The 21443-nt window shown below is 63.6% G+C and carries 20 protein-coding genes; 11 read left to right on the top strand and 9 right to left on the bottom strand.

Features of this window, described 5'->3' with window-relative positions:
• Window positions 1-81: 81 nt before the first annotated feature.
• Together AC07OJ_RS06810 and AC07OJ_RS06815 are read left to right on the top strand one after the other, a co-directional pair.
• Window positions 82-741, top strand: a complete 660-nt coding sequence (locus AC07OJ_RS06810) for a FadR/GntR family transcriptional regulator (RefSeq protein WP_106805095.1) — start codon at window positions 82-84, stop codon at window positions 739-741.
• Window positions 731-1996 (top strand): CynX/NimT family MFS transporter, encoded by a 1266-nt coding sequence (locus AC07OJ_RS06815; protein WP_495004945.1) that lies wholly within the window; start codon window positions 731-733, stop codon window positions 1994-1996. The genes AC07OJ_RS06810 and AC07OJ_RS06815 overlap by 11 nt, the downstream gene beginning before the upstream one ends.
• On the opposite strand, the gene AC07OJ_RS06820 is transcribed toward AC07OJ_RS06815, so the two are convergent.
• The 8 genes from AC07OJ_RS06820 to AC07OJ_RS06855 all read right to left on the bottom strand — a co-directional run bounded on the left by AC07OJ_RS06820 (window position 1993) and on the right by AC07OJ_RS06855 (window position 9724).
• On the bottom strand, window positions 1993-2643 hold the full coding sequence (locus AC07OJ_RS06820; RefSeq protein WP_106805093.1) for a DUF1120 domain-containing protein: 651 nt from the start codon (window positions 2641-2643) through the stop codon (window positions 1993-1995). The two genes, AC07OJ_RS06815 and AC07OJ_RS06820, sit on opposite strands and share 4 nt — an antisense overlap.
• A gap of 17 nt (window positions 2644-2660) precedes the next feature.
• Window positions 2661-3803, bottom strand: coding sequence for a DUF1120 domain-containing protein (locus AC07OJ_RS06825; protein WP_120447674.1), 1143 nt, complete (start codon window positions 3801-3803; stop codon window positions 2661-2663).
• Between the two features lie 11 nt (window positions 3804-3814).
• On the bottom strand, window positions 3815-6235 hold the full coding sequence (locus tag AC07OJ_RS06830; protein WP_495094527.1) for a fimbria/pilus outer membrane usher protein: 2421 nt from the start codon (window positions 6233-6235) through the stop codon (window positions 3815-3817).
• A 105-nt stretch (window positions 6236-6340) separates the two neighbouring features.
• Window positions 6341-7042 carry a fimbria/pilus chaperone family protein gene (locus tag AC07OJ_RS06835; protein WP_065907006.1) on the bottom strand — a complete coding sequence of 234 codons (702 nt, stop codon included), beginning with the start codon at window positions 7040-7042 and terminating at the stop codon, window positions 6341-6343.
• 33 nt (window positions 7043-7075) lie between these two features.
• Window positions 7076-7702 carry a DUF1120 domain-containing protein gene (locus tag AC07OJ_RS06840; RefSeq protein WP_120447676.1) on the bottom strand — a complete coding sequence of 209 codons (627 nt, stop codon included), beginning with the start codon at window positions 7700-7702 and terminating at the stop codon, window positions 7076-7078.
• Window positions 7703-7791: 89 nt separating this feature from the next.
• The gene (locus AC07OJ_RS06845; RefSeq protein WP_213550497.1) at window positions 7792-8412 is read right to left on the bottom strand and encodes a DUF1120 domain-containing protein; all 621 of its coding nucleotides are present in this window, start codon (window positions 8410-8412) and stop codon (window positions 7792-7794) included.
• Window positions 8413-8450: 38 nt separating this feature from the next.
• Entirely contained in the window at window positions 8451-9071 is a 621-nt protein-coding gene (locus AC07OJ_RS06850) for a DUF1120 domain-containing protein (protein ID WP_201143575.1), read from the bottom strand.
• Window positions 9072-9103: 32 nt separating this feature from the next.
• Window positions 9104-9724, bottom strand: a complete 621-nt coding sequence (locus AC07OJ_RS06855) for a DUF1120 domain-containing protein (RefSeq protein ID WP_065906998.1) — start codon at window positions 9722-9724, stop codon at window positions 9104-9106.
• 400 nt (window positions 9725-10124) lie between these two features.
• Between AC07OJ_RS06855 and AC07OJ_RS06860 the strand changes: the two genes are divergently transcribed.
• The 7 genes from AC07OJ_RS06860 (at window position 10125) to dacB (ending at window position 17959) form a co-directional block, all read left to right on the top strand.
• On the top strand, window positions 10125-10547 hold the full coding sequence (locus AC07OJ_RS06860) for a hypothetical protein (protein WP_495094282.1): 423 nt from the start codon (window positions 10125-10127) through the stop codon (window positions 10545-10547).
• A 206-nt stretch (window positions 10548-10753) separates the two neighbouring features.
• Window positions 10754-11389 carry a response regulator gene (locus AC07OJ_RS06865; protein WP_495094283.1) on the top strand — a complete coding sequence of 212 codons (636 nt, stop codon included), beginning with the start codon at window positions 10754-10756 and terminating at the stop codon, window positions 11387-11389.
• A 96-nt stretch (window positions 11390-11485) separates the two neighbouring features.
• Window positions 11486-11956 carry a nuclear transport factor 2 family protein gene (locus AC07OJ_RS06870; RefSeq protein ID WP_065906989.1) on the top strand — a complete coding sequence of 157 codons (471 nt, stop codon included), beginning with the start codon at window positions 11486-11488 and terminating at the stop codon, window positions 11954-11956.
• A 36-nt stretch (window positions 11957-11992) separates the two neighbouring features.
• The gene (locus tag AC07OJ_RS06875) at window positions 11993-12268 is read left to right on the top strand and encodes a GIY-YIG nuclease family protein (RefSeq protein WP_065906988.1); all 276 of its coding nucleotides are present in this window, start codon (window positions 11993-11995) and stop codon (window positions 12266-12268) included.
• Between the two features lie 75 nt (window positions 12269-12343).
• Window positions 12344-13279, top strand: coding sequence for a glutathione S-transferase family protein (locus AC07OJ_RS06880; RefSeq protein ID WP_065906986.1), 936 nt, complete (start codon window positions 12344-12346; stop codon window positions 13277-13279).
• A 139-nt stretch (window positions 13280-13418) separates the two neighbouring features.
• Window positions 13419-15845, top strand: a complete 2427-nt coding sequence (locus tag AC07OJ_RS06885; protein ID WP_065906984.1) for a TonB-dependent siderophore receptor — start codon at window positions 13419-13421, stop codon at window positions 15843-15845.
• Window positions 15846-16501: 656 nt separating this feature from the next.
• Complete coding sequence (dacB, locus tag AC07OJ_RS06890; RefSeq protein ID WP_495094284.1) at window positions 16502-17959, top strand: D-alanyl-D-alanine carboxypeptidase/D-alanyl-D-alanine endopeptidase; 1458 nt, start codon at window positions 16502-16504, stop codon at window positions 17957-17959.
• A gap of 6 nt (window positions 17960-17965) precedes the next feature.
• Here the strand turns inward: dacB and AC07OJ_RS06895 are convergent, their stop codons facing one another.
• Window positions 17966-18745: an IclR family transcriptional regulator gene (locus tag AC07OJ_RS06895; RefSeq protein WP_106805085.1), complete on the bottom strand. Its 780-nt coding sequence runs from the start codon at window positions 18743-18745 to the stop codon at window positions 17966-17968.
• Window positions 18746-18864: 119 nt separating this feature from the next.
• Between AC07OJ_RS06895 and hmgA the strand changes: the two genes are divergently transcribed.
• The gene (gene hmgA / locus AC07OJ_RS06900; RefSeq protein WP_120447682.1) at window positions 18865-20148 is read left to right on the top strand and encodes a homogentisate 1,2-dioxygenase; all 1284 of its coding nucleotides are present in this window, start codon (window positions 18865-18867) and stop codon (window positions 20146-20148) included.
• Between the two features lie 3 nt (window positions 20149-20151).
• Entirely contained in the window at window positions 20152-21438 is a 1287-nt protein-coding gene (fahA, locus tag AC07OJ_RS06905; protein ID WP_495094285.1) for a fumarylacetoacetase, read from the top strand.
• Window positions 21439-21443: the final 5 nt, after the last annotated feature.

Below are 21443 nucleotides of genomic sequence, written 5' to 3' on the forward strand. Positions count from 1 at the left end.
CCCTAGTGCGTTGCCTTTGTAGGCAAGTCCGAATAGGCTGTGGGAAAATTCATCCTATGATTGGACGAAAGTGCAAAACCCATGACAGACATCGCTCCGCTGATCAAACGCTCGCTGGTCGACCAGGCCCTGGAACAGTTGCGCCAGCGCATCACCCAAGGCACCTGGGCCATTGGCGAGCGCCTGCCTACCGAGCCGGAGTTGTCGGCCGAGCTGGGGATCAGCCGCAATACCGTGCGCGAGGCCATGCGCGTGCTGGCGTTTTCAGGATTGATCGAGATCCGCCAGGGCGACGGCAGTTACCTGCGCTCGATGACCGACCCGCTGGGCGCGATGCGCGCGTTGTCGCATTGCACCCTGGAGCAGGCGCAGGAAACCCGGCAGATTCTCGAAGTGGAGGCGATCGGCCTGGCCGCGCTGCGCCGTACCGAGGACGATCTGCACGGTTTGCGTGAGGCCCTGCAACAAAGCGCTGTGCTGTACCACGGCGACCTGGAGGCCTACATCAGCGCCGACCTGGTGTTTCACAAGCGCCTGGTCGACGCCGCGCACAACCCGGCGTTGAGTGAGCTGTATCAGTACTTTTCCGCCATCGTCGGCGCGCAGTTGCGCCAGACCCTGAACATCTCGCCGCGTCGCCAGGCGGTGTTCGACCTGCACATCGCCCTGCTCGACGCCGTCGAACACCAGGACCCGGAACGCGCCAAATCCCTCTGCCGGCAGTTGATCAATGAACCTTGAAACCCGACCTACCCGTGAACTCGAAGAGCTGTTGATCGACGCCGAAGCCGACGACGAAGTGGTGCAAACCAGCCCGCCCGTGGTGAGCCGCCCGTGGCTGTTGCTGCTCGGCCTGATCCTGGTGGCCCTGAACCTGCGCCCGGCGCTGTCGAGCATGTCGCCGCTGCTCGCTGACGTGTCCAGCAGCCTCGGGTTGTCGGCGGCCAAGGCCGGTCTGCTGACCACATTGCCGGTACTGTGCCTGGGTCTGTTTGCGCCCACGGCGCCGATCCTGGCCCGCCGTTTCGGCGCCGAGCGAGTGGTGCTGGGGATTCTGCTGACCCTGGCTGCGGGCATCATCCTGCGCAGTTCATTCGGTGAAGTGGGGCTGTTCGCCGGCAGCCTGATTGCCGGCGCGAGCATCGGCATCATCGGCGTATTGCTGCCCGGCATCGTCAAGCGTGATTTCGCCAGGCAGGCCGGCGCCATGACCGGCGTGTACACCATGGCGCTGTGCCTGGGCGCGGCGCTGGCGGCGGGTTCCACGGTGCCCTTGAGTCATTACTTCGGCGACCGCTGGACCCTCGGCCTGGGGTTCTGGATTCTGCCGGCGCTGGTGGCCGCATTGTTCTGGCTGCCACAGGTCGGCCAGAAGCACGGCGCGCACCAGGTGGCTTATCGCGTGAGAGGGCTGCTGCGTGATCCGCTCGCCTGGCAGGTGACCTTGTACATGGGCCTGCAATCGTCCCTGGCGTACATCGTGTTCGGCTGGCTGCCGTCGATCCTGATCGGCCGTGGCCTGAGCGCGACCGAAGCCGGCCTGGCGCTGTCCGGCTCGATCATCGTGCAATTGGTCAGCTCCCTCGCCGCGCCCTGGCTCGCCACCCGTGGCAAAGACCAGCGCCTGGCGATCGTGGTGGTGATGCTGTTGACCCTCGGTGGCCTGTTCGGCTGCCTGTATGCGCCACTCGATGGTCTGTGGGGCTGGGCAATTCTGCTCGGGCTCGGCCAGGGCGGCACTTTCAGCCTGGCGCTGACCCTGATCGTGCTGCGCTCGCGCGACTCCCACGTGGCGGCCAACCTGTCGAGCATGGCCCAGGGCATCGGCTACACCCTGGCGTCCGTGGGCCCGTTCGCGGTGGGCCTGGTGCATGACTGGACGGGCGGCTGGTCGGCCATCGGCTGGATTTTTGCGGTGATTGGCCTGGGCGCGATCATCGCCGGGCTGGGTGCCGGGCGTGCGCTGTATGTGCAGGTCAGCAGCGAAAAAGTCTAGAGGTACACCACTTCGAGGGTGGCCGAGCCATCGAGCAAGGTGTCGCTGCTCAGGTCCAGGTTCTGCCTGGCATTGATCACCGCTTCGATCTTGACGGTGCTGGTCAACGCCTGGATCGCCGAGGGGCCGGCGGTGCTGCCTTGGGTATCGGTGAAGCCCAGGTAACTGTTGGCGCCGATGTCGATCGGGTTGAGGTTGGCGCTGCGCCAGGCCACGCCGCCGGTGGTGGATTCGGTGCCATAGGCGATTGCAGTGCTGTCCACCTGCGTCTGGCGAGGGTCGAAATTCATCGAATACAGGCCAATGCGATTGCCACTGTTGTCCAGCCCCAGCCCATAGTAAATCTCACTGTTGACGGTGGCCGTGCCGTCACGGTTGTCGCGCATGCGCAGGGCAAAACGGCTCGCCGCGTTGCAGCCGATGCTGACGTGCAACTGTTTGACCGGCAGGCGCGTGCCCTTGTCGACGTTGAGGTCCTGCTGGGAAATCTTGCCGTAGTCGATCACCCCGTTGCTCGACAGCAACGGCGTGCAGGCGGTGGGAGTGATCACGCCATTGACACTCAGGTCGACGCTGGAGGCCGCCAGCGTGTGTGGGGCGCCGCCCAGCAACACCAGCGCGCAAAGGGCAAGGGAACAGGTCTTCATGAGGCGAACTCCATAGGTCAGAGGTAGATGATTTCAAGGGTGCCCGAACCGTTGATGTAGACCACGCTGCGCAGGTCCAGTGACTGGGTCGGGGCCAGGTAGGCCTTGATGCGCACAGTGCCGGCCAGTTGCTGGATCGGCACCGGGCCACGGGTGCTGCCGACACTGTCGGTAAACCCCATCAGGCTGTTGGCGGCCATGGGGATCTGCCGCGCACTCGAACTGCTCCAGGCTGCGCCGCCACTGGTGGAGTCCGTGCGATACAGGGAGCCGAGTGCGTCGGCGGTGAATTCGGCCGGATCGATGTTGAGGTAGAAGCGCCCAATCTTGTTCTGGCTGTTGTCCAGGTCCAGGCCGTAGGCGGTTTCGTCGATCCCGCCGGTGGCCGAGCCGTTGCGGTTGTCATGCATCTTCAGCGCGAAGGGCGTGGCGGCGTCGCAACTCACCGAGAGCTGCAAGGTGCGGGTCGGCAGCGGGGTTTCATTGCTGGCATTCAAGTCCTTCGCCAGCAGCGTGCCGTAATCCACCAATCCGCCATTGGACAGTTGGGGTGTACACGCGGTGGGCGCGAAGTGTGCGCGCAGGGTCAGTGCCCGGGAGCGGCCGCTCTGCAAGGCATCGAACGTGCCGGACGCTTCCCAGGTGGTTGCCTCGCGCACACGGGTGGCGGCGATGTCGGCCCAGGCGCTGAGGCTCAGTTGCACGGCGAAGTGCTTGCCCTGCACCACGCTGGCGCCTTGCACCGGCGCCACCCCATGGCCGGGACGCCAGTTCAATGCCGTGCCGACGACCGCCGGCGGCTGCCCGGCAGCCGGCAGCAAGCCCAGTTCAACCGCCTGGCCGTCCAGCACGCCGTCGCTGACCTGCAGGGCGTAGGTGCCATGTTCGGTAAACTGCAGGCGATGTGCGTTCGCCGCCAGGGCGCGATAAAACACACTCATGTCCGCCGGTTGCGGGCAGGTGAGGTTCAAGCTCAGGCGACGCTCGCCAAGCAGGCGTTGAGGGTCGCTGTCGTTTTGCGCCAGGCGACTCATCAGGCCGAGATCCAGCACCGCTTCGCTGATGTTCAACTGGCAGTCGTCATTGGCCATGGCGTGGCCGGCGAAGCCGACGGTCAGTACGACCGCCGTCAGCCGGCGCAGGGCGCGAAAAAAAAGCATGGTGATCGTCCTCATGAAGGGTTGCAGCGCGCTGGCGCGTTTTCGAAATACACCTGGGGATCGCCCTTGGCCGGCAACTCGAACTGCAGCCGACAGCGCGTCATGCCTGGCCCGCTGACCCACAAACCGGTGTGCTCCAGCACATTGGGCAGGAACACCTGGCCGCCGTCCTGCACCAGGGTCACGAACTCGCCGCTCGCGGTGCTGACGGAGGCACCTCGGGGCAGCAGCGCGCCCTGTTCGGTGCGTGCGGTGAGCAGCACGCGACGGGTCAGGGTCACGCCGAAGTCGACCCGGTCCACCGCGCCGCGCCCGGCCGAGATCATTGCCAGGCCGTTGTTGATATCGGCATTGCGCGGCAGTGAACGGGTCTGCACCTCCACCGGGCTGCGGCCATAGGCGCTGACCTGGGGCACCACGGCCTGGCCTTGCCAGTCGGTCCATACCGGGCCGCTGGGGGTGCTCAGCTTGACCCCGGCCGTATCGCCCACCGAGACCACGGCGAAGGTGTCGCGTACCGGGTAGGGCGAGAAGGTCACGCCATCGCCGTGCACCACCACGCCACCGCGGGCACTGCCTTGATAACTCGAGCGCTCGGCATCGGAGCGGCTGTAGCTGACGTCGAGTTGGCTGTAGCGGGGCAGGGCCGAGACGCCGAGAGTGGTTTCCACCTGCTGGTCGCGGGTGTCGTGTTCGGCGCTGACGCGATAGCTCAATTGATCATCGATCTGTTCGTTCAGCCCCAGGCCGGTGCGGTGTTCGCCTCCCGAATTGCGCACCCAGGCGCGCACGCGGCGGCTTTCGCCCAGAGGCAGGCTGGCATTCAGGTACACCGCGTTGTCCTGTTGCTGGCGCCCGCCCATCTGCCATTCGGCGCTCGCCGACAACGACACGCCGCCGACACTGGTGCCCCACGACGCCAGGCCTCGACTGCTGCTGTCGCCATCGAAGCTGCTGGAGCGCGACACCCCGGCACTGAACGCCCCCAGCCACGGGTGCGACCAACCGACGTTGGCGCTTTGTTGATCGCGATAACGCGAGCGCCGTTGCTGGGTGGTTTCTGGTTCGTAGGTGGCTTCTTCCAGTTCGCGGTAGCCGGGCGTGCGCCACGAGTTGGCCACGCTGAATGACCATTGATCATTCAGGCGTTGGGACCATGCCAGGTCGGTCTGTACCCCACGCACGTTGTGCCGTGCCTGGGTATCGGCGACCTGGGTGGCCAGTTGCACCTGACTGTCCAGCCATGGCAGCCAGCCCAGGCTCACGCCCGCCGCCCGGTATTCGCTGGACGCCAGCACGCCGCTGCCCAGGGACAGTTGCGGGTGGACGGCGCCGGTCCAGCCAGCGCTGGCCACCCACGGATCGTCACCCTGGGCATCGCCGATATTGCGCACACGGCCCGCTGCCACCGAGTACCCCGGCGCTGGCAAACCCAGGCCGAGCATCGCGGCGGGTACGGTGAAGCGGCGCTCGCCGCCGCTGCTTTCCTTGACCGTGACTTCAACGTCCGAGCGAGCATTCAGGCGCCGCACATCGGTCAGGGAAAACGGCCCGGCCGGGACTACGGTGGAGTGAATCAACGCGCCGTTCTGCCGCACCTCGACCTGGGCCGGACTGTTGGCGATACCCTCGATGGTCGCGCCCTGGCCTTGTTCTTGAAGCGCCTGTTCGGTCAGGACCTGTACCCCGGTGATCTGCGCACCGGCCAACACCGGGTTATAGAGGTTGATCTGCCCGGCCTGCAGCACTGCCTGTTGGCTGGCAAAGGTACGCTGGGCATACGCCTCGAGATGGGTGCTGCGCGACCGACCGTCCTGCCAGGTCTGCACCTGGCGGCTGCGCACGATCCAGTCGCCGGCGTTGAAGCCAACCTCGGTATTGGCCGAGCCAAACCGGCTGTCGTTGTCGCCGAAGCGGTTATAGAACCCCGTCAGGTCGTAATTGAACAGGCCGGCAACGCCCCCCGTCTGATAGCCCGAGACGTCCTGTTGCAGTGGCCGCAAGGCTTCGGTCGGGACTACCAGCGACACGCTGAGGTTGGCCGGGTCCGGCTCCACCAGGCTTTGTGGGTACTGCGCGAGCAGGTCATGGCAGGGGCCATTGTCGCCGGGCACTATCAGGTTGGCGGCGTCCAGCACGGCCTGGTCAAAGCACAATCGGCCCTGTTGATCGAAACCCACCTCGACACGCCCACGGGGCTGGCCGTTGACGCGCAGGCTCACCGCATGCCGGCCAGCCGCAAAACGTGGAGCGTCCAGCAGCAGGCTGGCCAACTGCGGGTCGATGCCGCGTTGGTGCAGGGTGGTGGCATCGAAGCCGGCACGCGTTTCGGCCCAGGCTTCAGCGGGCAGCAGGGCACACGCCAGCAGCAGCGCTGGGAAGGCGCTGCGGGCGGGTATGTCGGGCACGGCATCGCCGTCACGGTAGCTCAATACTGTTTTCACGAAAGGCACTCAAATGATGGGCGTCTGCGCGCCCCGGTGACGGTCTTCGAGCCGCCACTTCGTTATGCAGGCGTCGGGCGCCTGAAGTGTTGGTCAGGTGAGGGGGGCTTCGTAGGCAGCCACGGCAAAGCCGTACACGGTGGCCGGTTGCAGCCGGACTTTGCTCGCCGGGCCGCCCGTGGCAGGCACGCTCAGGGTTTCTCCCGGCAACACGTAGGTGCGCGGCAGCATGGCCTTGCCGTCACCGGGCAGCAGCCGCAACTCCTGGGCCAGGCGCACCACGTACGGGCTGTCGTTGCGCACCTGCAAGGTGCTGCCGTGCTGTGACCAGGTCAGGTGGGTCCAGGGGGTGCGATTCAGCGCCAGGCCTTTGGGATGAATGATCACCGGCAGGTTCTGGCGCACCGTCACACCCACCCGGGCGTGCCCGGCTTCGGTCGCGGGGCGGCCCTGGGGCATGCCCTCGAAGATCGCGCGCTTGAGCCGTTGGGTCAGCAGCGGTTGCTGGCTTTGCAGGATGAACCGTACCAGTTGCGATTTGGAGGCTTCCACCCGCGACAACGGCGGGGTGACCACCAGCAGCGGCTCTTTGTCTTCGGGAATGTCTTCCAGGGTGACGTGCAGCAGGGCGAGTTGGCTGTCGGTGTTGGTGACCGACACGGCCGCCTCGCCTTCGGCTTCGTAGACGATGACCACCGAAGTGTCGGGGATCATCCCGTCGGCCTGCGCACCTGCGCCAAACAACAGGGTCAGGGCAAGCAGGCCGGTAGTGGGTTTGAATGATGTCGTCAGCATGACGGGGTTTTCCATTGGGGCAACATGAAGAGGTCAGAGGTAGCGCAGATCCAGCACGATGGCGCCGTCGAGCGGCACCTCCTGATTCAGGGTCAGGTACTGGGCGAAGTTGATGGAGGTGTCGATGCGCAACTGGGTGCTGAGCTGGCCGATGAAGTCGGGTTGGCGATCACCCGGCGGCGCAAATCCCACATAGGCTCTGGGATTGGCAGTGGCTTGCGGCGACCAGGTTTCGCCGTTGTCACTGGACGCCAGGGCCTGCATGGCCTGGGCGTCGCCCATTGGGTTGCGGTAAGACAAGGCCACCGACCCCAGGCGCTCGGCCGGCGCATGCAGGTTCCTGCCCAGGCCGTAGAAAGCCCCGGGATCGAGTGACGACTCGGCGCGGTTGTCGAGCCCCACCAGGGCAAACAGCATGGGCCTGCTGCACTGCACGCTCAGCTCCAGCAAACGAGTGGGCAGCACGGTGAATTCGCTCGGGTTCAAGGTGTGCGAGGGGATTTTCCCGTGGTCGACCGTACCATCGTCCGATAGCGTGACGTGGCAAGCGTCCGGCGTCACCCGGCCGGTCACGGTGAGGTCGACAAAGGAGGCGGCGAAGGCCGCAGGAGCGGTCGTCAACCAGAGCAATACAGCCAGGAAGCGAGAGTGCGTGTTCATCGGTGGGCGCCACGGGTCGAGTTGAATACGGGCGGTACAACAACAACGCCCATGCCTGCGAGGTGCTGCCAGGCATGGGCGCCCAGGGGTTACAGGTACTTCACTTCCAGGGTGGCCGAACCGTCGAGGGTCACCTCGTTGCTCAGGTCCAGGCCGTCGGTGCGTGCGATGGAGGTTTCAACCATCAACTCCAGCGACAAATCCTTGACCGGCACCGGTTGAGTGGCGTCATCCATGCTGGCCACCGACATGTACAGGCCTGGATCCCAGAATTTTTCGCGGTACCAATTATCCTGGCCGTTGAAGGATGCAATCGACTGCACCGCAGTACCGTCGGCCACCGGGTTGTCGAGTGTCAGATAAAACCAGCCGAGCTTCTGGGTGCCGTTGATCAGGCCCAGGCCGTAGTTGCTGGGAGTAATCGACGAGCCGGCCCGGTTGTCGACCGAATGCAGTGCAAAGAGGATTGCGCTGTCGCAGCTCACGGCCATGGTCAGGATGTGCGTCCCGATGTGCGTCGGGTTGTCCGTGCGCAGGTCCTTGGCGGAAATCTTGCCGTGGTCGATCACCCCACCGCTGGACAGGACGGGGGTGCAGGCACTCGGTACGATCAGGCCCTTGACGGTCAGGTCGACGGTGGACGCGGCGTAGGTGGCAGCGGAGCCGGCCAGCATCAGGCTGGTGGCGAGGGCGGTAAACAGGGGCTTCATGAGAGTCGAATTCCTTTCGATTGAGTCTGTGTGAGGCATTACAGGTAGTTGACCTGGACCGTCGCGTGCCCGTCGACGGGGACTTCGTCGGTCAGGGTCAGGCCGCTGGCCGGGGCGATCTGGGTGTACAGGCGGATTTCGGCATCGAAGTCCCGCACGGCGATGGGCACCAGTTGGCTGCCCATGGCCACGGCTGTCAGCACGCTGTGGTTGAGCATCGTGGTGGGCGCCCACGTCACGCCACCGTCCAGTGAGGTGATGGTGCGTGCGGCGACGCCATCAGCCACTGGGGTATAGAGGTGGAAGGAGGAGCCGCCGAGTTTCTCCCCTTGCGCCGTCATGCCCAGGCCATGCGAGTAGGGGTGGTTGGCAGAGGAGCCGGCGCGGTTGTCGATGGTATTCAGGGTGAAAAACGTGGGCGCTTCACAGCGCACGCTCAATTGCATGGATTGGTTCGGCAGCGGGGTGTGTTGCTCGGCGTTGAGGTCCTTGGCGGCCATTTTTCCGAAGTCGACCGTGCCACCGCCGGAGATCAGCGGCGCACAGGCACTGGGAGTAATGGTGCCTTTGACGGCGAGGTCGGTGGAGCTGGCGGCCAGTGCCCATGGCGAGGCCGCGAGCAACAACACTGCCAATGGGATTGCAGGGGGAACGTGCATGGTTGGAACCTTCCGTGTGGACGGGGTTGGGGTTACAGGTACATCACTTCCAGGGTTGCGGAGCCGTCGATGGGCGCCTCGTCACTGAAATCGAACTGGTCTGCACGGGCGATGCTGGCGCCGACTTCCAGGTCCAGCACCAGGCTCTTGATCGGCAGCAGTGTGGTTGCGTCGTCCACTGCCCCGGCGCCCCACAAGGTTTGCAGTTCCCAGTTGCGCTCGCTGTACCAGGTGCGACCGCCATCAACGGAGGCAATCGGCTGGGCACTCACACCGTCGGCGAGCATGTTCAAGGGGGTCAGGTAGAACCGGCCCAGTCGCTTGTTGCCATTGATCAGGCCGAGGCCGAAATCACTGCTGCCGGTCGAGGTGCCGCTGCGGTTATCGATGGGTTTGATGGCGAAGGGGATGCTTGCATCGCAAGTGATGCTCAACTGCAGGGTCACTCGGGGCAATGACGTCGGATTGTTCTGGACCAGGTCCTTGGAAGCTATTTTTCCGTGATCCACCATACCGCCGCCCGAGAGCGTCGGTGTGCAGGCATTCGGGGTGATCAGGCCTTTGACGGTCAGGTCGACGTTGCTGGCGGCAAAAGCGGGTGTAGTACAGGCGAGTAAAAGGGCGATGCTCGACAGCGTCAGGGACTTGCTCATTTCAATACGTTCCACTACAGGGCTGGCTGATATAAAGCGCGCGCAGCATCGACCGGCCTGTCTGGGCAGGCGGCGAGCAAGGCGGCAGGTTGTATTTGGATGGGATCGCCGATGACCGCGAGCCCGTTCCCTCTTTGCGGGGTGGCGGCAATTTAGCCGGGCTCTGGGGCCGGGGAAATACAACTATTACGACAATCGAAGTAACAAGTATTTGGGCATGAGAACGTGAGAACTTATGTGCTTGTTATGTAAGAAAGTTGAATTTTTCGTAGTTGTTGTATCGTCATTTTTATCTCCAAAAGGCTATTCATGGTCGCTTGTAAACAGTCGTGTGAGAGCCTTGGGGTGTTGATGAACTCATGGGCTGGACAATCACGGTAAGCACAATGAGGTGACCCTGGTGACAAGGGTATTTTCCGATCAAGTACCTGTCCTGAAGTTGGCACCTTCACCCTCGCCACCGTGGGTGGCAGAGCCGCCGGACAACTCGCAGGGCATCACGTGGCCAACCCGTGCCCGCCTGGTCGAGATTTTCGGCAGTGATGAAATGGTAAGCCGGGTGCTGGTCAGCCTGATGAATGAAGCACGCAAGGACGATGCCTTGCTGGATCAGGCGCGGATCAGCGCCAATGCCCCTTTGGTAGTGGAGCGCCTGCACCGGTTGGTGGGCAGCCTGGCGTTTGTCGGCGGGGTCGACCTGGAGCGTGGCAGCGAGCACCTGATCGCACGGGTACAGGCCCTTGGGGTGGCGGCGAATGCGCTGCAGTTGCAAGCGTTCCAGCGCAACCTGCGGGTCTATATCGCTTACTTGAGTCGACTATGAACCCTCGGAATAGAGAACTTTGTAGGAGGTTTTTCGGTTGTGCTGAAGGCCTTGTATGTAGGTAATTTCTTTTTATTTTGTAGGTATAAGGTCGTCGGCTATCAATTACTGGGCGCCGTTGAAAACACCGCGCGCCGAGTGGTTGTTGAGGCTCGCGCACAGAGGTATTTTGCCAAAATTCCAATTGCCATCATTCGTGGGTATTTATGCTTCGTGTAATTATTGCCGACGACCATCCGATTGTGCGTATCGGGCAACGGGTGGTGATTGAAGCGGGCGGCCGGTGCAAAGTGGTCGGCGAAGCCGATGGGCCCGATGAGTTGCTCAAGTTGTTGAGCAAGGTGGCCTGCGATGTGCTCGTGACGGACTTCGCCATGCCGGGCGGCCAGCAGGCCGACGGTTACGGATTACTCGGCCTGTTGCGGCGCCAGTATCCGACTTTGCCGGTGATCCTGGTGACCATGTTTGCCAACGTCGCAACGCTGCGGGCTTCGTTTGCCCACGGTGCGCGCGCGATCGTCGCCAAGAGCGCGTCGGCCAGGGAGTTGCCGATCGCGATCAGGACGGTGATCCAGGGCGAGACGTTTGCCAGTGAGTGCCTGAAGGCGCAACTGTTGGAGGCCGGCACCGGCGACCAACTGCAACAGCCGCAGTTGTCCAGCAAGGAACGTGAAGTGGTGAGGATGCTCGCCAGCGGCATGACCGTCACCCAGATTGCCGCGCGGGTCAATCGCAGCATTTCGACGATCAGCAAACAGAAAAGTACCGCCATGAGCCGGTTGTGCATTTCCACCGACGTCGACCTGTTCGCCTATGCGCGCAGTTGCGGCATGGTGCCGTAGCGGGGGGGCGGGCCATTCCCGGCGTAAATGCCGATAGAGTTTTGCCCAGGCGCAGACTATCTTGATCGGCTTACAACCCTGGTTTGGAACCTGCCCATGAGCGATGCACACAACGCCCTGATCACCGAGTTCTACAGCGCCTTCCAGCGGCTGGATGCCGAGGCCATGGCGGCCTGCTACACCGAGGACGTGCTGTTCAGCGACCCGGCCTTCGGTGAACTGCGCGGCCGTGATGCCGGCGACATGTGGCGCATGCTTACCACCCGGGCCAAGGATTTTTCCCTGACTTTCGACCATGTGCGCAGCGATGAGACCAGCGGCAGTGCGCATTGGGTGGCCACCTACCTGTTCAGCGCGACCGGCAACACGGTGGTCAACGATATCGGCGCACGCTTTGTGTTTCGCGAGGGCAAGATCTGCGAGCACCACGACCACTTCGACCTGTGGCGCTGGTCGCGCCAGGCCCTGGGCCTCAAGGGCCTGCTGCTGGGCTGGTCGCCGGCGCTGAAAAACGCCGTGCGCGCCCAGGCGCTCAAAGGCCTGAAGGCATTTCAGGCCAGTCGTTGATAAGCTTGGCGCACCTCTGGATTGCCGACTCGACCTGTGACTGATCTTCCTGCCCCCAAACCCTGGTTCGTCTACCTGGTGCGCGCCGCCAACGGCGCGCTGTACTGCGGCATCAGCAATGACCCGGTGCGCCGCTTTGCCTCGCACCAGAGCGGCAAGGGCGCGCGGTTCTTCCTGTCGAGCCCGGCAGTGGCGCTGGTGTACACCGAGCAATGTGCGAGCAAGGGCGAGGCTCTGCGCCAGGAACGCTTGATCAAAAAACTGAAAAAAAGCGCCAAGGAATGCCTGGCGGCGAGCGGCTCATTGATTTGACTGATGGGTTCCCATGATCCCCACGCGCGTGGTTGCAGGCTAAGCTAGCGGCTCACCTATCGAGCGGAGCCTGGCATGTCTGAGTTGATCCTTCATCACTACCCGCAATCTCCCTTTGCTGAAAAAGCCCGCCTTTTGCTGGGTTTCAAGGGCTTGTCCTGGCGCTCGGTGCATATCTCACCGGTGATGCCCAAGCCTGACCTGACGGCCCTCACCGGTGGCTATCGCAAGACGCCAGTGCTGCAAGTCGGCGCCGATATCTACTGCGACACTGCCCTGATCGCCCGTCGCCTGGAGCAGGAAAAAGCCGCGCCGGCGCTGTTCCCCCAAGGCCAGGAACTGGTCACCCAAGCCTTTGCCGCCTGGGCCGATTCGTTGGTGTTTTCGCACGCGGTGGCGCTGGTGTTCCAGCCAGAATCCCTCGCGGTCAAATTTGCCAAAGTGCCGCCGGAAATGATCCAGGTGCTGGTGGCCGACCGCAGCAAATTGTTCAGCGGCGGCACGGCCGCCCGTGTGCAGCTGGACCAGGCCAAGCACCAATGGCCGGTGATCGTCGCGCGCATTGATCAGCAATTGCAGCATCAGTCGGGGGATTTCCTGTTCGGCGAGCCGTCGATTGCCGACTTTGCGCTGGCGCATCCGTTGTGGTTCCTCAAGGGGTCTTCGGTGACCGCGCCTCTGGTGGACGCTTATCCCGCTGTCGCTGCGTGGCTGGACCGGGTGCTGAGCTTTGGCCATGGCACGGCGACCCAAATGAGCGCCGAGCAAGCCCTGGACGTGGCGCGCAACGCGACGCCTGCGGTGTTGCCTGACGAGATCTTCGAAGACCTGAACGGCTTCAAGCCTGGGCAGCAAGTGAGCATTTGCGCCACTGACTACGGCACTGACCCGGTCGCGGGTGAACTGCTGTTTGCGGGCCGCGAGGAACTGATCCTGCGCCGCATTGATGAACGCGCCGGCACCGTGCACGTGCATTTCCCACGCTTGGGGTTCCGTATTCAGGCGTTGTAGGCGGGTTCCTGCACAGGGCCAGCGGTTTTTTTTGAATTATTTTCAAAATCAGGTGAGGTAAATCGTCAGCCCATCCGTGTAGTGCTTGAAACTGCGATCTATTCGCATTAACAGCGTTTTCTACACGGGTTCTCACAGCATGAAGTCGACGGCGGGCGGTTTGGTTAAACAGTGGCTGGGAGCCTCGGTATTGGCGGTGTCGGGGCTGGCGTTGCTGCCCCTGTGCGTGGCGCAGGCCCAGGAACAGCAAAGCGCCCAGTTCAATTTTGCCCTGGCCGCCAAACCGCTGCCCCAGGCCCTGAGCGATTTCAGCCGGGTTACCGGGATCAGCGTGATCTACACCGATGAAGCGCCTTACGGCCTCAGCGCCCCGGCGGTCAGCGGGCAAATGAGCGCAACCCAGGCGCTGCAACGCCTGCTGGGCAACTCAGGCTTCACCTTCCGCCAGATCGACGCCCGCACGCTGGCCCTGGAACCGCTGCCCACCGACGGCGCGGTCAACCTCGGTGCCACCACCATCAGTGGCGTTGGCCAGAACCCGTCCCAGGACAGCACCAGCTACCAGCCGCCGCCCACCAGTTCGGTGATGCGCTCCCATGGCCTGCTGCTGGAAACCCCGCAAACCGTCAACGTGGTGCCGGCCCAGGTGCTGCGTGACCAGACCCCGCGCAACCTGGATGATGCCCTCGCCAATATCAGCGGCATCACCCAGGCCAACACGTTGGCCAGCACCCAGGACGCGGTGATGCTGCGCGGCTTTGGCGACAACCGTAACGGCTCGATCATGCAGGACGGCATGCCGGTGGTGCAGGGCCGGGCGCTGAACTCCACGGCCGAACGCGTCGAAGTGCTCAAGGGCCCGTCCTCGCTGCTGTACGGCATCCAGGACCCGGGCGGCGTGGTCAATATCGTCAGCAAGAAGCCGCAATTGACCCAGGCCACGTCGCTGACCGTACGCGGCTCGACCTTTGGCGACGGCAAGAACGGCAGCGGCGGCAACCTCGACACCACCGGGCCGATAGGCGATTCGGGCCTTGCCTACCGCCTGATCGTCGACCATGAAGACGAAGATTACTGGCGCAACTTCGGCACCCGCCGCGAATCGTTGGTGGCGCCGTCGCTGGCCTGGTATGGCGACACCACTCAGGTGGTATTCGCCTACGAGCATCGTGAGTTTCTCTCGCCATTTGACCGGGGCACCGCCATCGACCCCAAGACCAACCACCCGTTGGATATCCCGTCGACCCGTCGCCTGGACGAGCCGTTCAACGACATGGAAGGCCGTTCCGACCTGTACCGCTTTGAAGTCGATCACGAACTCAATGACGACTGGAAAGCCCACTTCGGCTACAGCTGGAACCGTGAAACCTACGACGCCAGCCAGGTGCGCACGGTGTCCGTCAACGCCAACGGCACCCTGACGCGCAGCATGGACGGCACCCGCGGCGCCCTGACCACCGACCGCTTCGCCACGGCGAGCCTGGAAGGCAAGGTCAACCTGGGCGGCATGCAGCACGACCTGGTGTTCGGCCTGGACGACGAGTACCGCAAGATCTATCGCGCCGACCTGATTCGCCAGGCGCAGCGCAGCGTCTTCAGCTACGTCAATCCGGTCTACGGCAGGGATGTGGAAGGCACCGCCGTCAGCGCCAAGGACAGTGCCCAGACCGACCTGCTGCGCAGCGACTCGCTGTTCTTCCAGGACTCCGTTCACCTGACCGACCAGTGGATCTTCGTCGCGGGTGCGCGCTACCAGATGTACGACCAGTACGCCGGCAAGGGCGTGCCATTCAGCGTCAACACCAACGGCAACGGCCAGGCCTGGGTGCCACGTGCCGGCCTGGTGTACCGCTACACCGATGAGTTGTCGTTCTACGGCAGCTATACCGAATCCTTCAAGCCCAACTCCACCATTGCGCCTTTGGCCGATGGCAGCAAACTGACCGGTGACCTCACGCCGGAACAGTCCAAATCCTGGGAACTGGGCGCCAAGCTCGACATCCCCGGACGCATCACTGCCAGCGCGGCGTTGTTCAACATCGACAAGCGTAACGTGTTGGTGTCGGTGGGTTCGGGCGCGAACACCATCTACAGCATCGCCGGCCAGGTGCGTTCGCGTGGCCTGGAACTGGACGCCACTGGCCAGTTGACCGACCAATGGAGCGTGATCGGCAGCTATGCCTACACCGACGCCGAAGACGTAAAAGACAAAGACCCGACCCTGGAAGGCAACCGCCTGCAGAACGTGGCCAAGCACACCGGCTCGCTGGCGCTGGCCTATGACTTCGGCAACGTTTTTGGCGGTGACCAACTGCGCGTCGGCACCGGCGCGCGGTATGTCGGCGCCCGCGCAGGCGACGCCGCCAACGATTTCACCTTGCCCGGCTACACCGTGGCGGACGCGTTCGCCACCTACGACACCAAGATCGAAGGGCAGAAGGTCAAGTTCCAGCTCAACGTGAAGAACCTGTTCGACCGCACCTACTACACCTCGGCGGCCAGCCGGGTGTTTGTGTCCCTTGGCGATGCGCGACAGGTATCGGTCTCGAGCACGCTGGAGTTCTAAAGATCCACCGTTGTGGAGAGCGGGCTGCCTGTGGCAAGCAAACTTTCCGGGGCCGGCATGCTGCCTGTGATAAGCAAACTTTTTGGGGCCAGCATGCTTCCTGTGACAAGCAAGCTTTTTGGGGCCAGCATGCTTCCTGTGACAAACAAGCTTTTTGGGGGCCGTGTGCTTCCTGGGACAAGCAAGCTTTTTGGGGCCAGCGTGCTCCTGTGACAAGCAAGCTTTTCGGGGCCAGCATGCTTCCTGTGACAAGCAAGCTTTTTGGGGCCAGCATGCTTCCTGTGACAAGCAAGCTTTTTGAGGGCCAGCATGCTTCCTGTGACAAGCAAGCTTTTTGGGGCCAGCATGCTTCCTGTGACAAGCAAGCTTTTTGGGGGCCAGTGTGCTTCCTGGGACAAGCAAGCTTTTTGGGGGCCAGCATGCTGCCTGTGACAAGCAAGCCTTTTTTGGGGCCGACATGCTTCCTGTGGTGAGCGGGCTTGCCCCGCGTTGGGCTGCGCAGCAGCCCCAAATCCAGGCACCGCGATACCCCTGAAAAAAACGCAGTGGCTTTATTGGGTCCGCTTCGCCGCCCAACGCGGGGCAAGCCCGCTCGCCACAAACACCTTGAGCTGTTAGCGTTGCCGCCACCTGACGCTTTGCGGAACACGATACTGATGCACTTTGGACGATGGTTACACACCGGCACGCTGTGGGTCGGCTTGAGCTTTTTACTGGGCGGTTGCGCGAGTGTTTCGCCGACCTCCACCCCAGCGACCCTGGACCACCTGCTGGCCGACCCGGCTCTCAACGGCGCCACCGTCTCAGTGATGGTGCGCGACGCCCGCAGTGGCACCACCCTCTATCAGCACAACCCGCGCACGCGGTTGATCCCGGCCTCCAACCTCAAGCTGCTGACCACTGCTGCGGCGATGGATGTGCTCGGCCCGCAGTACCGCTTTTCCACCCAGCTCTTGAGCAACGGCACCCGCCAAGGCGAGCGCCTCAGCGGCAACCTGTACCTGCGTGGCCTGGGCGACCCGACCACGCAGTTCGCCGACTACCAGGCCCTGGCCGCCCAGCTGGCGAGCCAGGGCGTGCGCCAGGTGCAGGGCGATTTGGTGTTCGACGACACCTGGTTCGACGCCGAGCGCCTCGGCGTGGACTGGGCCCAGGATGACGAAAGCACCTACTACGGCGCACAGATTTCGGCGCTGACGGTGTCGCCCAACAGCGATTTTGATGCGGGCACTTTGCTCGTTACCGCCCGCGCGCCGGTAGCAGTCGGGCAACCGGTGAGTGTCGCGGTGAGCCCGGCCACCGATTATGTGCAGCTCAGTAATCGTGCGGTGAGCGGAGCGGGCAACAGCTACGCGATCACTCGCCAGCACGGCACCAACCTGCTGCTACTCAGCGGCGCTTTGGCGCCGGGCAAGCAAAGCCGGCAGTGGGTGAGTGTGTGGGAGCCGACGCAACTGGTGGCCAATCTGTTCGAACAGGCGCTGGCGCAGCAGGGCATCCAGGTGCTGGGGCGGCGCGTGATCGGTGCGAGCAGCCCTGCGACGGCCACTGTGTTGGCGGAGCATCAGTCGGCACCGCTGCAGGAGCTGATCACGCCGTTGCTCAAACTCTCGAACAACAACATGTCCGAAGCCTTGCTCAAGGCCATGGGCCGCAAGACCGCCAATGCCGGCACGGCAGCGGCGGGCGTGGCGGCGGTGGCGGGCTTTCTGCAGCGCCAGGGGCTGGACCCGGCAACGCTGAGCCAGGTGGACGGCTCGGGCTTGTCGCGACGCAACCTGGTGTCGTCGCAGACCCTCACCGACCTGCTGCTGGCCACGTCCAGACAGCCGTGGTTCGAGGCCTGGTACAACGCCTTGCCGATTGCCGGGAATGCCGACCGCATGACCGGTGGCAGCCTGCGTTACCGCCTGCGTGGCAGCGCTGCCGAAAACAACCTGCACGCCAAGACCGGCTCGATGGCCGGCGTGTCATCGCTGAGTGGCTACATCACCGACGCCAAGGGGCGGCGCCTGGTGTTCTCGATGATCAGCAATAACTATGTGAGTGACGCCGCGCCTATTCGCGCTGTGGAAAACCGCGTGGCGCTGGCCTTGAGCCAATGGCACGAGTGAGTTGACTCAGGGCTGATAGCCCATGCGCCAACTCACGGCCCGAGTGGCGGCCAGCAAGTGCTGGGCCGCCGGGCCATCTTCATCGGCGTGAAACAGTGAGGTGGGACCGACCACGGTCATCACCGCCGCCACTTGCCCGACCGCGTTGAACACCGGCGCCGACAACGCATCCACCCCCGGCATCAGCAGGCCGTGCACAAAGTGCAGGCCGCGCTGGCGGATCTGCTCGCAGGTGCGCGCATAGGCCTGATCGTCCGCCAGGGCATGGGCGATGCCGGCCTGGACCTCACGCTCACGCAACTCCACGGTTTCCCGCGAAGGCAGGAAGGCGCTGAATACCAGCCCGGTCGACGAACTGAGCAACGGCAATACCGACCCCAACTGCGTCACCACGGTGATGGCGCGCACCGCCGGCTCGATGTGCACGACGGTCGCGCCTTGATTGCCCCACACCGCCAAAAAGCAGGTTTCATTCAATTCATCGCGCAGTTCCGCCAGCGGCATTGCGCCGACTTTCAACACATCCATGCTGCCCAGCGCGGCCAGGCCGACACGCAGCGCCTCGCGGCCGAGACCGTAGTGGTTGGTGGCGGTGTTCTGTTCGGCAAATCCCGAGGCGATCAGCGCCTGCAGGTAACGGTGCACCTTGCTCGCCGGCATTTGCACATGATCGGCCAGGCGTGACAGCGAGGTGGCCGGCGACAATTCGGCCAGGGCCTTGAGGATATCGGTGCCCACTTCGGCCGAGCGGACTTTCTGTTTACCGGTGTCGCGGGGCTTTTCCATGGAGGGGCGAGAATCCGAGAGATGAATGGGCGTCTTTATAGCTTGACGGTCGACAGTGATCAAATTACGTTATGCGTAACTGGATTACGATAAAAACAACTTCCGTCAGAGGATGATCCATGAACCTCGAATACCTCTCGGGCTTCGGCAATGAATTCGCCAGCGAAGCCCTGCCCGGCGCATTGCCGGTCGGCCAGAACTCCCCGCAAAAAGCGCCCTACGGGCTGTACACCGAACTCTTCTCCGGCACTGCCTTCACCATGGCGCGCAGCGAAGCCCGCCGCACCTGGCTGTATCGCATCCAGCCGTCGGCCAATCACCCGGCGTTCGCCAAGCTGGAGCGGCAATTGGCCGGTGGACCACTGGGCGCGGTGACGCCCAATCGCCTGCGCTGGAACCCGTTGGATAGTCCGAGTGAGCCGACGGACTTTATCGACGGTCTGGTCGGCATGGTCGCCAACGCCGGCTCGGAAAAGCCTTCAGGTATCAGCATCTACCACTACCGCGCCAACCGCTCGATGGACCGCGTGTTCTTCAACGCCGATGGCGAGTTGTTGCTCGTCCCCGAGCAGGGGCGCCTGCGCATCGCCACCGAACTCGGTGTGCTGGACGTCGAGCCGCTGGAAATCGTGGTGCTGCCGCGCGGCCTTAAATTCCGCGTCGAACTGCTGGATGCGCAAGCGCGCGGCTACGTCGCCGAAAACCACGGCGCACCGCTGCGCCTGCCGGACCTGGGGCCCATCGGCAGCAACGGCCTGGCCAACCCACGCGACTTCCTCAGCCCCGTCGCCCACTACGAAGACCTGAAGCAGCCGACCACGCTGGTGCAGAAATTCCTCGGTGAACTGTGGGCCTGCGAGCTCGACCACTCGCCGCTGAACGTGGTGGCCTGGCACGGCAACAACGTGCCGTACAAGTACGACCTGCGCCGCTTCAACACCATCGGCACAGTGAGTTTCGATCACCCGGACCCGTCGATCTTCACCGTATTGACCTCGCCCACCAGCACCCACGGGCTGGCCAACCTCGACTTCGTGATCTTCCCGCCGCGCTGGATGGTGGCCGAGAACACCTTCCGTCCGCCGTGGTTCCACCGCAACCTGATGAACGAATACATGGGCCTGATCCAGGGCGCCTACGATGCCAAGGCCGAAGGTTTCCTGCCCGGCGGCGCCTCGCTGCACAGCTGCATGAGTGCCCACGGCCCGGACGGTGAGACCTGCACCAAGGCCATCAATGTGGACCTGGCGCCGCACAAGATCGACAACACCATGGCCTTCATGTTCGAGACCAGCCAGGTACTGCGGCCCACGCAATTCGCGCTGCAATGCCCGCAGCTGCAACCTTCCTACGACGCGTGCTGGGCCTCGTTGCCTGCCACCTTCAACCCGAATCGGAGATAACCCATGACGCAACCAACCCTCACCCGCAGCTGGGTAGCCTCCGCCAACGGTCATCGCGATTTTCCCCTGCAGAACCTGCCGCTGGGCGTGTTCAGTATCAACGGCTCGGCACCGCGCAGTGGTGTGGCGATCGGCGACGCGATCCTCGACCTGCACGCGGCCGTGGACGAGTTCGACGGTGAAGCCCTGCGTGCAGTTGAAGCCACCGCCGGCGGCCAGCTGAACGCCTTTTTCGAACTCGGCCGAGGCCCGCGCGTGGCGTTGCGCGAACGGCTGCTGGAACTGCTCGCGGAGGGCAGCAAACTGCAAACCCGTGAAGCGCAGGTGTTGCATCGCGCCGCTGATTGCCAGATGCACCTGCCAGCCAAGATCCACGACTACACCGACTTCTACGTCGGCATCGAGCATGCGCAGAACGTCGGCAAGCTATTCCGCCCGGATAACCCGCTGCTGCCGAACTACAAGTACGTGCCGATTGGTTATCACGGACGCGCCTCGACCATTCGCACCTCGGGCGCCGAAGTCCGTCGTCCCAAAGGCCAGACCCTGCCGGCCGGGCAGACCGAACCCAGCTTCGGCCCCTGCGCACGCCTGGACTATGAGTTGGAACTGGGCATCTGGATCGGCCAGGGCAATGCCATGGGCGACTCGATTGCAATTGGCGATGCGGCCGAGCACATCGCCGGTTTCTGCCTGCTCAATGATTGGTCGGCGCGGGATATCCAGGCCTGGGAATACCAGCCGTTGGGGCCGTTCCTGTCGAAAAGCTTTATCACCACGATCTCGCCCTGGGTGGTGACGGCCGAAGCGCTGGCGCCGTTCCGCAAGGCGCAACCGGCGCGTCCCGAAGGCGACCCGCAACCGCTGCCGTACCTGCTGGATCAGCGCGACCAGGCGGGCGGGGCCCTCGATATCGAACTGGAAGTGCTGCTCACCACCGCGTCGATGCGCGAGCAGAACCTGCCGGCCCACCGCCTGGCCCTGAGCAACAGCCTGCATATGTACTGGACCGTTGCGCAGTTGGTTGCGCACCACAGCGTCAATGGCTGTCAGTTGCAGGCCGGTGACCTGTTTGGTTCAGGCACCTTGTCGGGGCCGCAGGCCGGGCAATTCGGCAGCCTGCTGGAGATGACCGAAGGTGGCAAAAAACCGATTGAATTGCCCTCCGGCGAGGTGCGCAAATTCCTCGAAGACGGCGACGAAATCATCCTGCGTGCGCGTTGCAGTCGCGAAGGCCATGCCTCGATTGGCTTCGGCGAATGCCGCGGCACCGTGGTCGCCGCGCGCTAGGAGGG

Source organism: Pseudomonas sp. GW821-FHT09C08, from assembly GCF_059418125.1.

What these genes read in the sequence shown, in the direction of transcription:
- AC07OJ_RS06825 (WP_120447674.1), bottom strand. Translation starts at nt 3,803, where the DNA reads ATGCTTTTTTTTCGCGCCCTGCGCCGGCTGACGGCGGTCGTACTGACC.
- AC07OJ_RS06850 (WP_201143575.1), bottom strand. Translation starts at nt 9,071, where the DNA reads ATGCACGTTCCCCCTGCAATCCCATTGGCAGTGTTGTTGCTCGCGGCC.
- AC07OJ_RS06870 (WP_065906989.1), top strand. Translation starts at nt 11,486, where the DNA reads ATGAGCGATGCACACAACGCCCTGATCACCGAGTTCTACAGCGCCTTC.
- hmgA (WP_120447682.1), top strand. Translation starts at nt 18,865, where the DNA reads ATGAACCTCGAATACCTCTCGGGCTTCGGCAATGAATTCGCCAGCGAA.
- AC07OJ_RS06815 (WP_495004945.1), top strand. Translation starts at nt 731, where the DNA reads ATGAACCTTGAAACCCGACCTACCCGTGAACTCGAAGAGCTGTTGATC.
- AC07OJ_RS06855 (WP_065906998.1), bottom strand. Translation starts at nt 9,724, where the DNA reads ATGAGCAAGTCCCTGACGCTGTCGAGCATCGCCCTTTTACTCGCCTGT.
- AC07OJ_RS06865 (WP_495094283.1), top strand. Translation starts at nt 10,754, where the DNA reads ATGCTTCGTGTAATTATTGCCGACGACCATCCGATTGTGCGTATCGGG.
- AC07OJ_RS06885 (WP_065906984.1), top strand. Translation starts at nt 13,419, where the DNA reads ATGAAGTCGACGGCGGGCGGTTTGGTTAAACAGTGGCTGGGAGCCTCG.
- AC07OJ_RS06845 (WP_213550497.1), bottom strand. Translation starts at nt 8,412, where the DNA reads ATGAAGCCCCTGTTTACCGCCCTCGCCACCAGCCTGATGCTGGCCGGC.
- dacB (WP_495094284.1), top strand. Translation starts at nt 16,502, where the DNA reads ATGCACTTTGGACGATGGTTACACACCGGCACGCTGTGGGTCGGCTTG.
- AC07OJ_RS06840 (WP_120447676.1), bottom strand. Translation starts at nt 7,702, where the DNA reads ATGAACACGCACTCTCGCTTCCTGGCTGTATTGCTCTGGTTGACGACC.
- AC07OJ_RS06895 (WP_106805085.1), bottom strand. Translation starts at nt 18,745, where the DNA reads ATGGAAAAGCCCCGCGACACCGGTAAACAGAAAGTCCGCTCGGCCGAA.
- AC07OJ_RS06835 (WP_065907006.1), bottom strand. Translation starts at nt 7,042, where the DNA reads ATGCTGACGACATCATTCAAACCCACTACCGGCCTGCTTGCCCTGACC.
- fahA (WP_495094285.1), top strand. Translation starts at nt 20,152, where the DNA reads ATGACGCAACCAACCCTCACCCGCAGCTGGGTAGCCTCCGCCAACGGT.
- AC07OJ_RS06880 (WP_065906986.1), top strand. Translation starts at nt 12,344, where the DNA reads ATGTCTGAGTTGATCCTTCATCACTACCCGCAATCTCCCTTTGCTGAA.
- AC07OJ_RS06820 (WP_106805093.1), bottom strand. Translation starts at nt 2,643, where the DNA reads ATGAAGACCTGTTCCCTTGCCCTTTGCGCGCTGGTGTTGCTGGGCGGC.
- AC07OJ_RS06810 (WP_106805095.1), top strand. Translation starts at nt 82, where the DNA reads ATGACAGACATCGCTCCGCTGATCAAACGCTCGCTGGTCGACCAGGCC.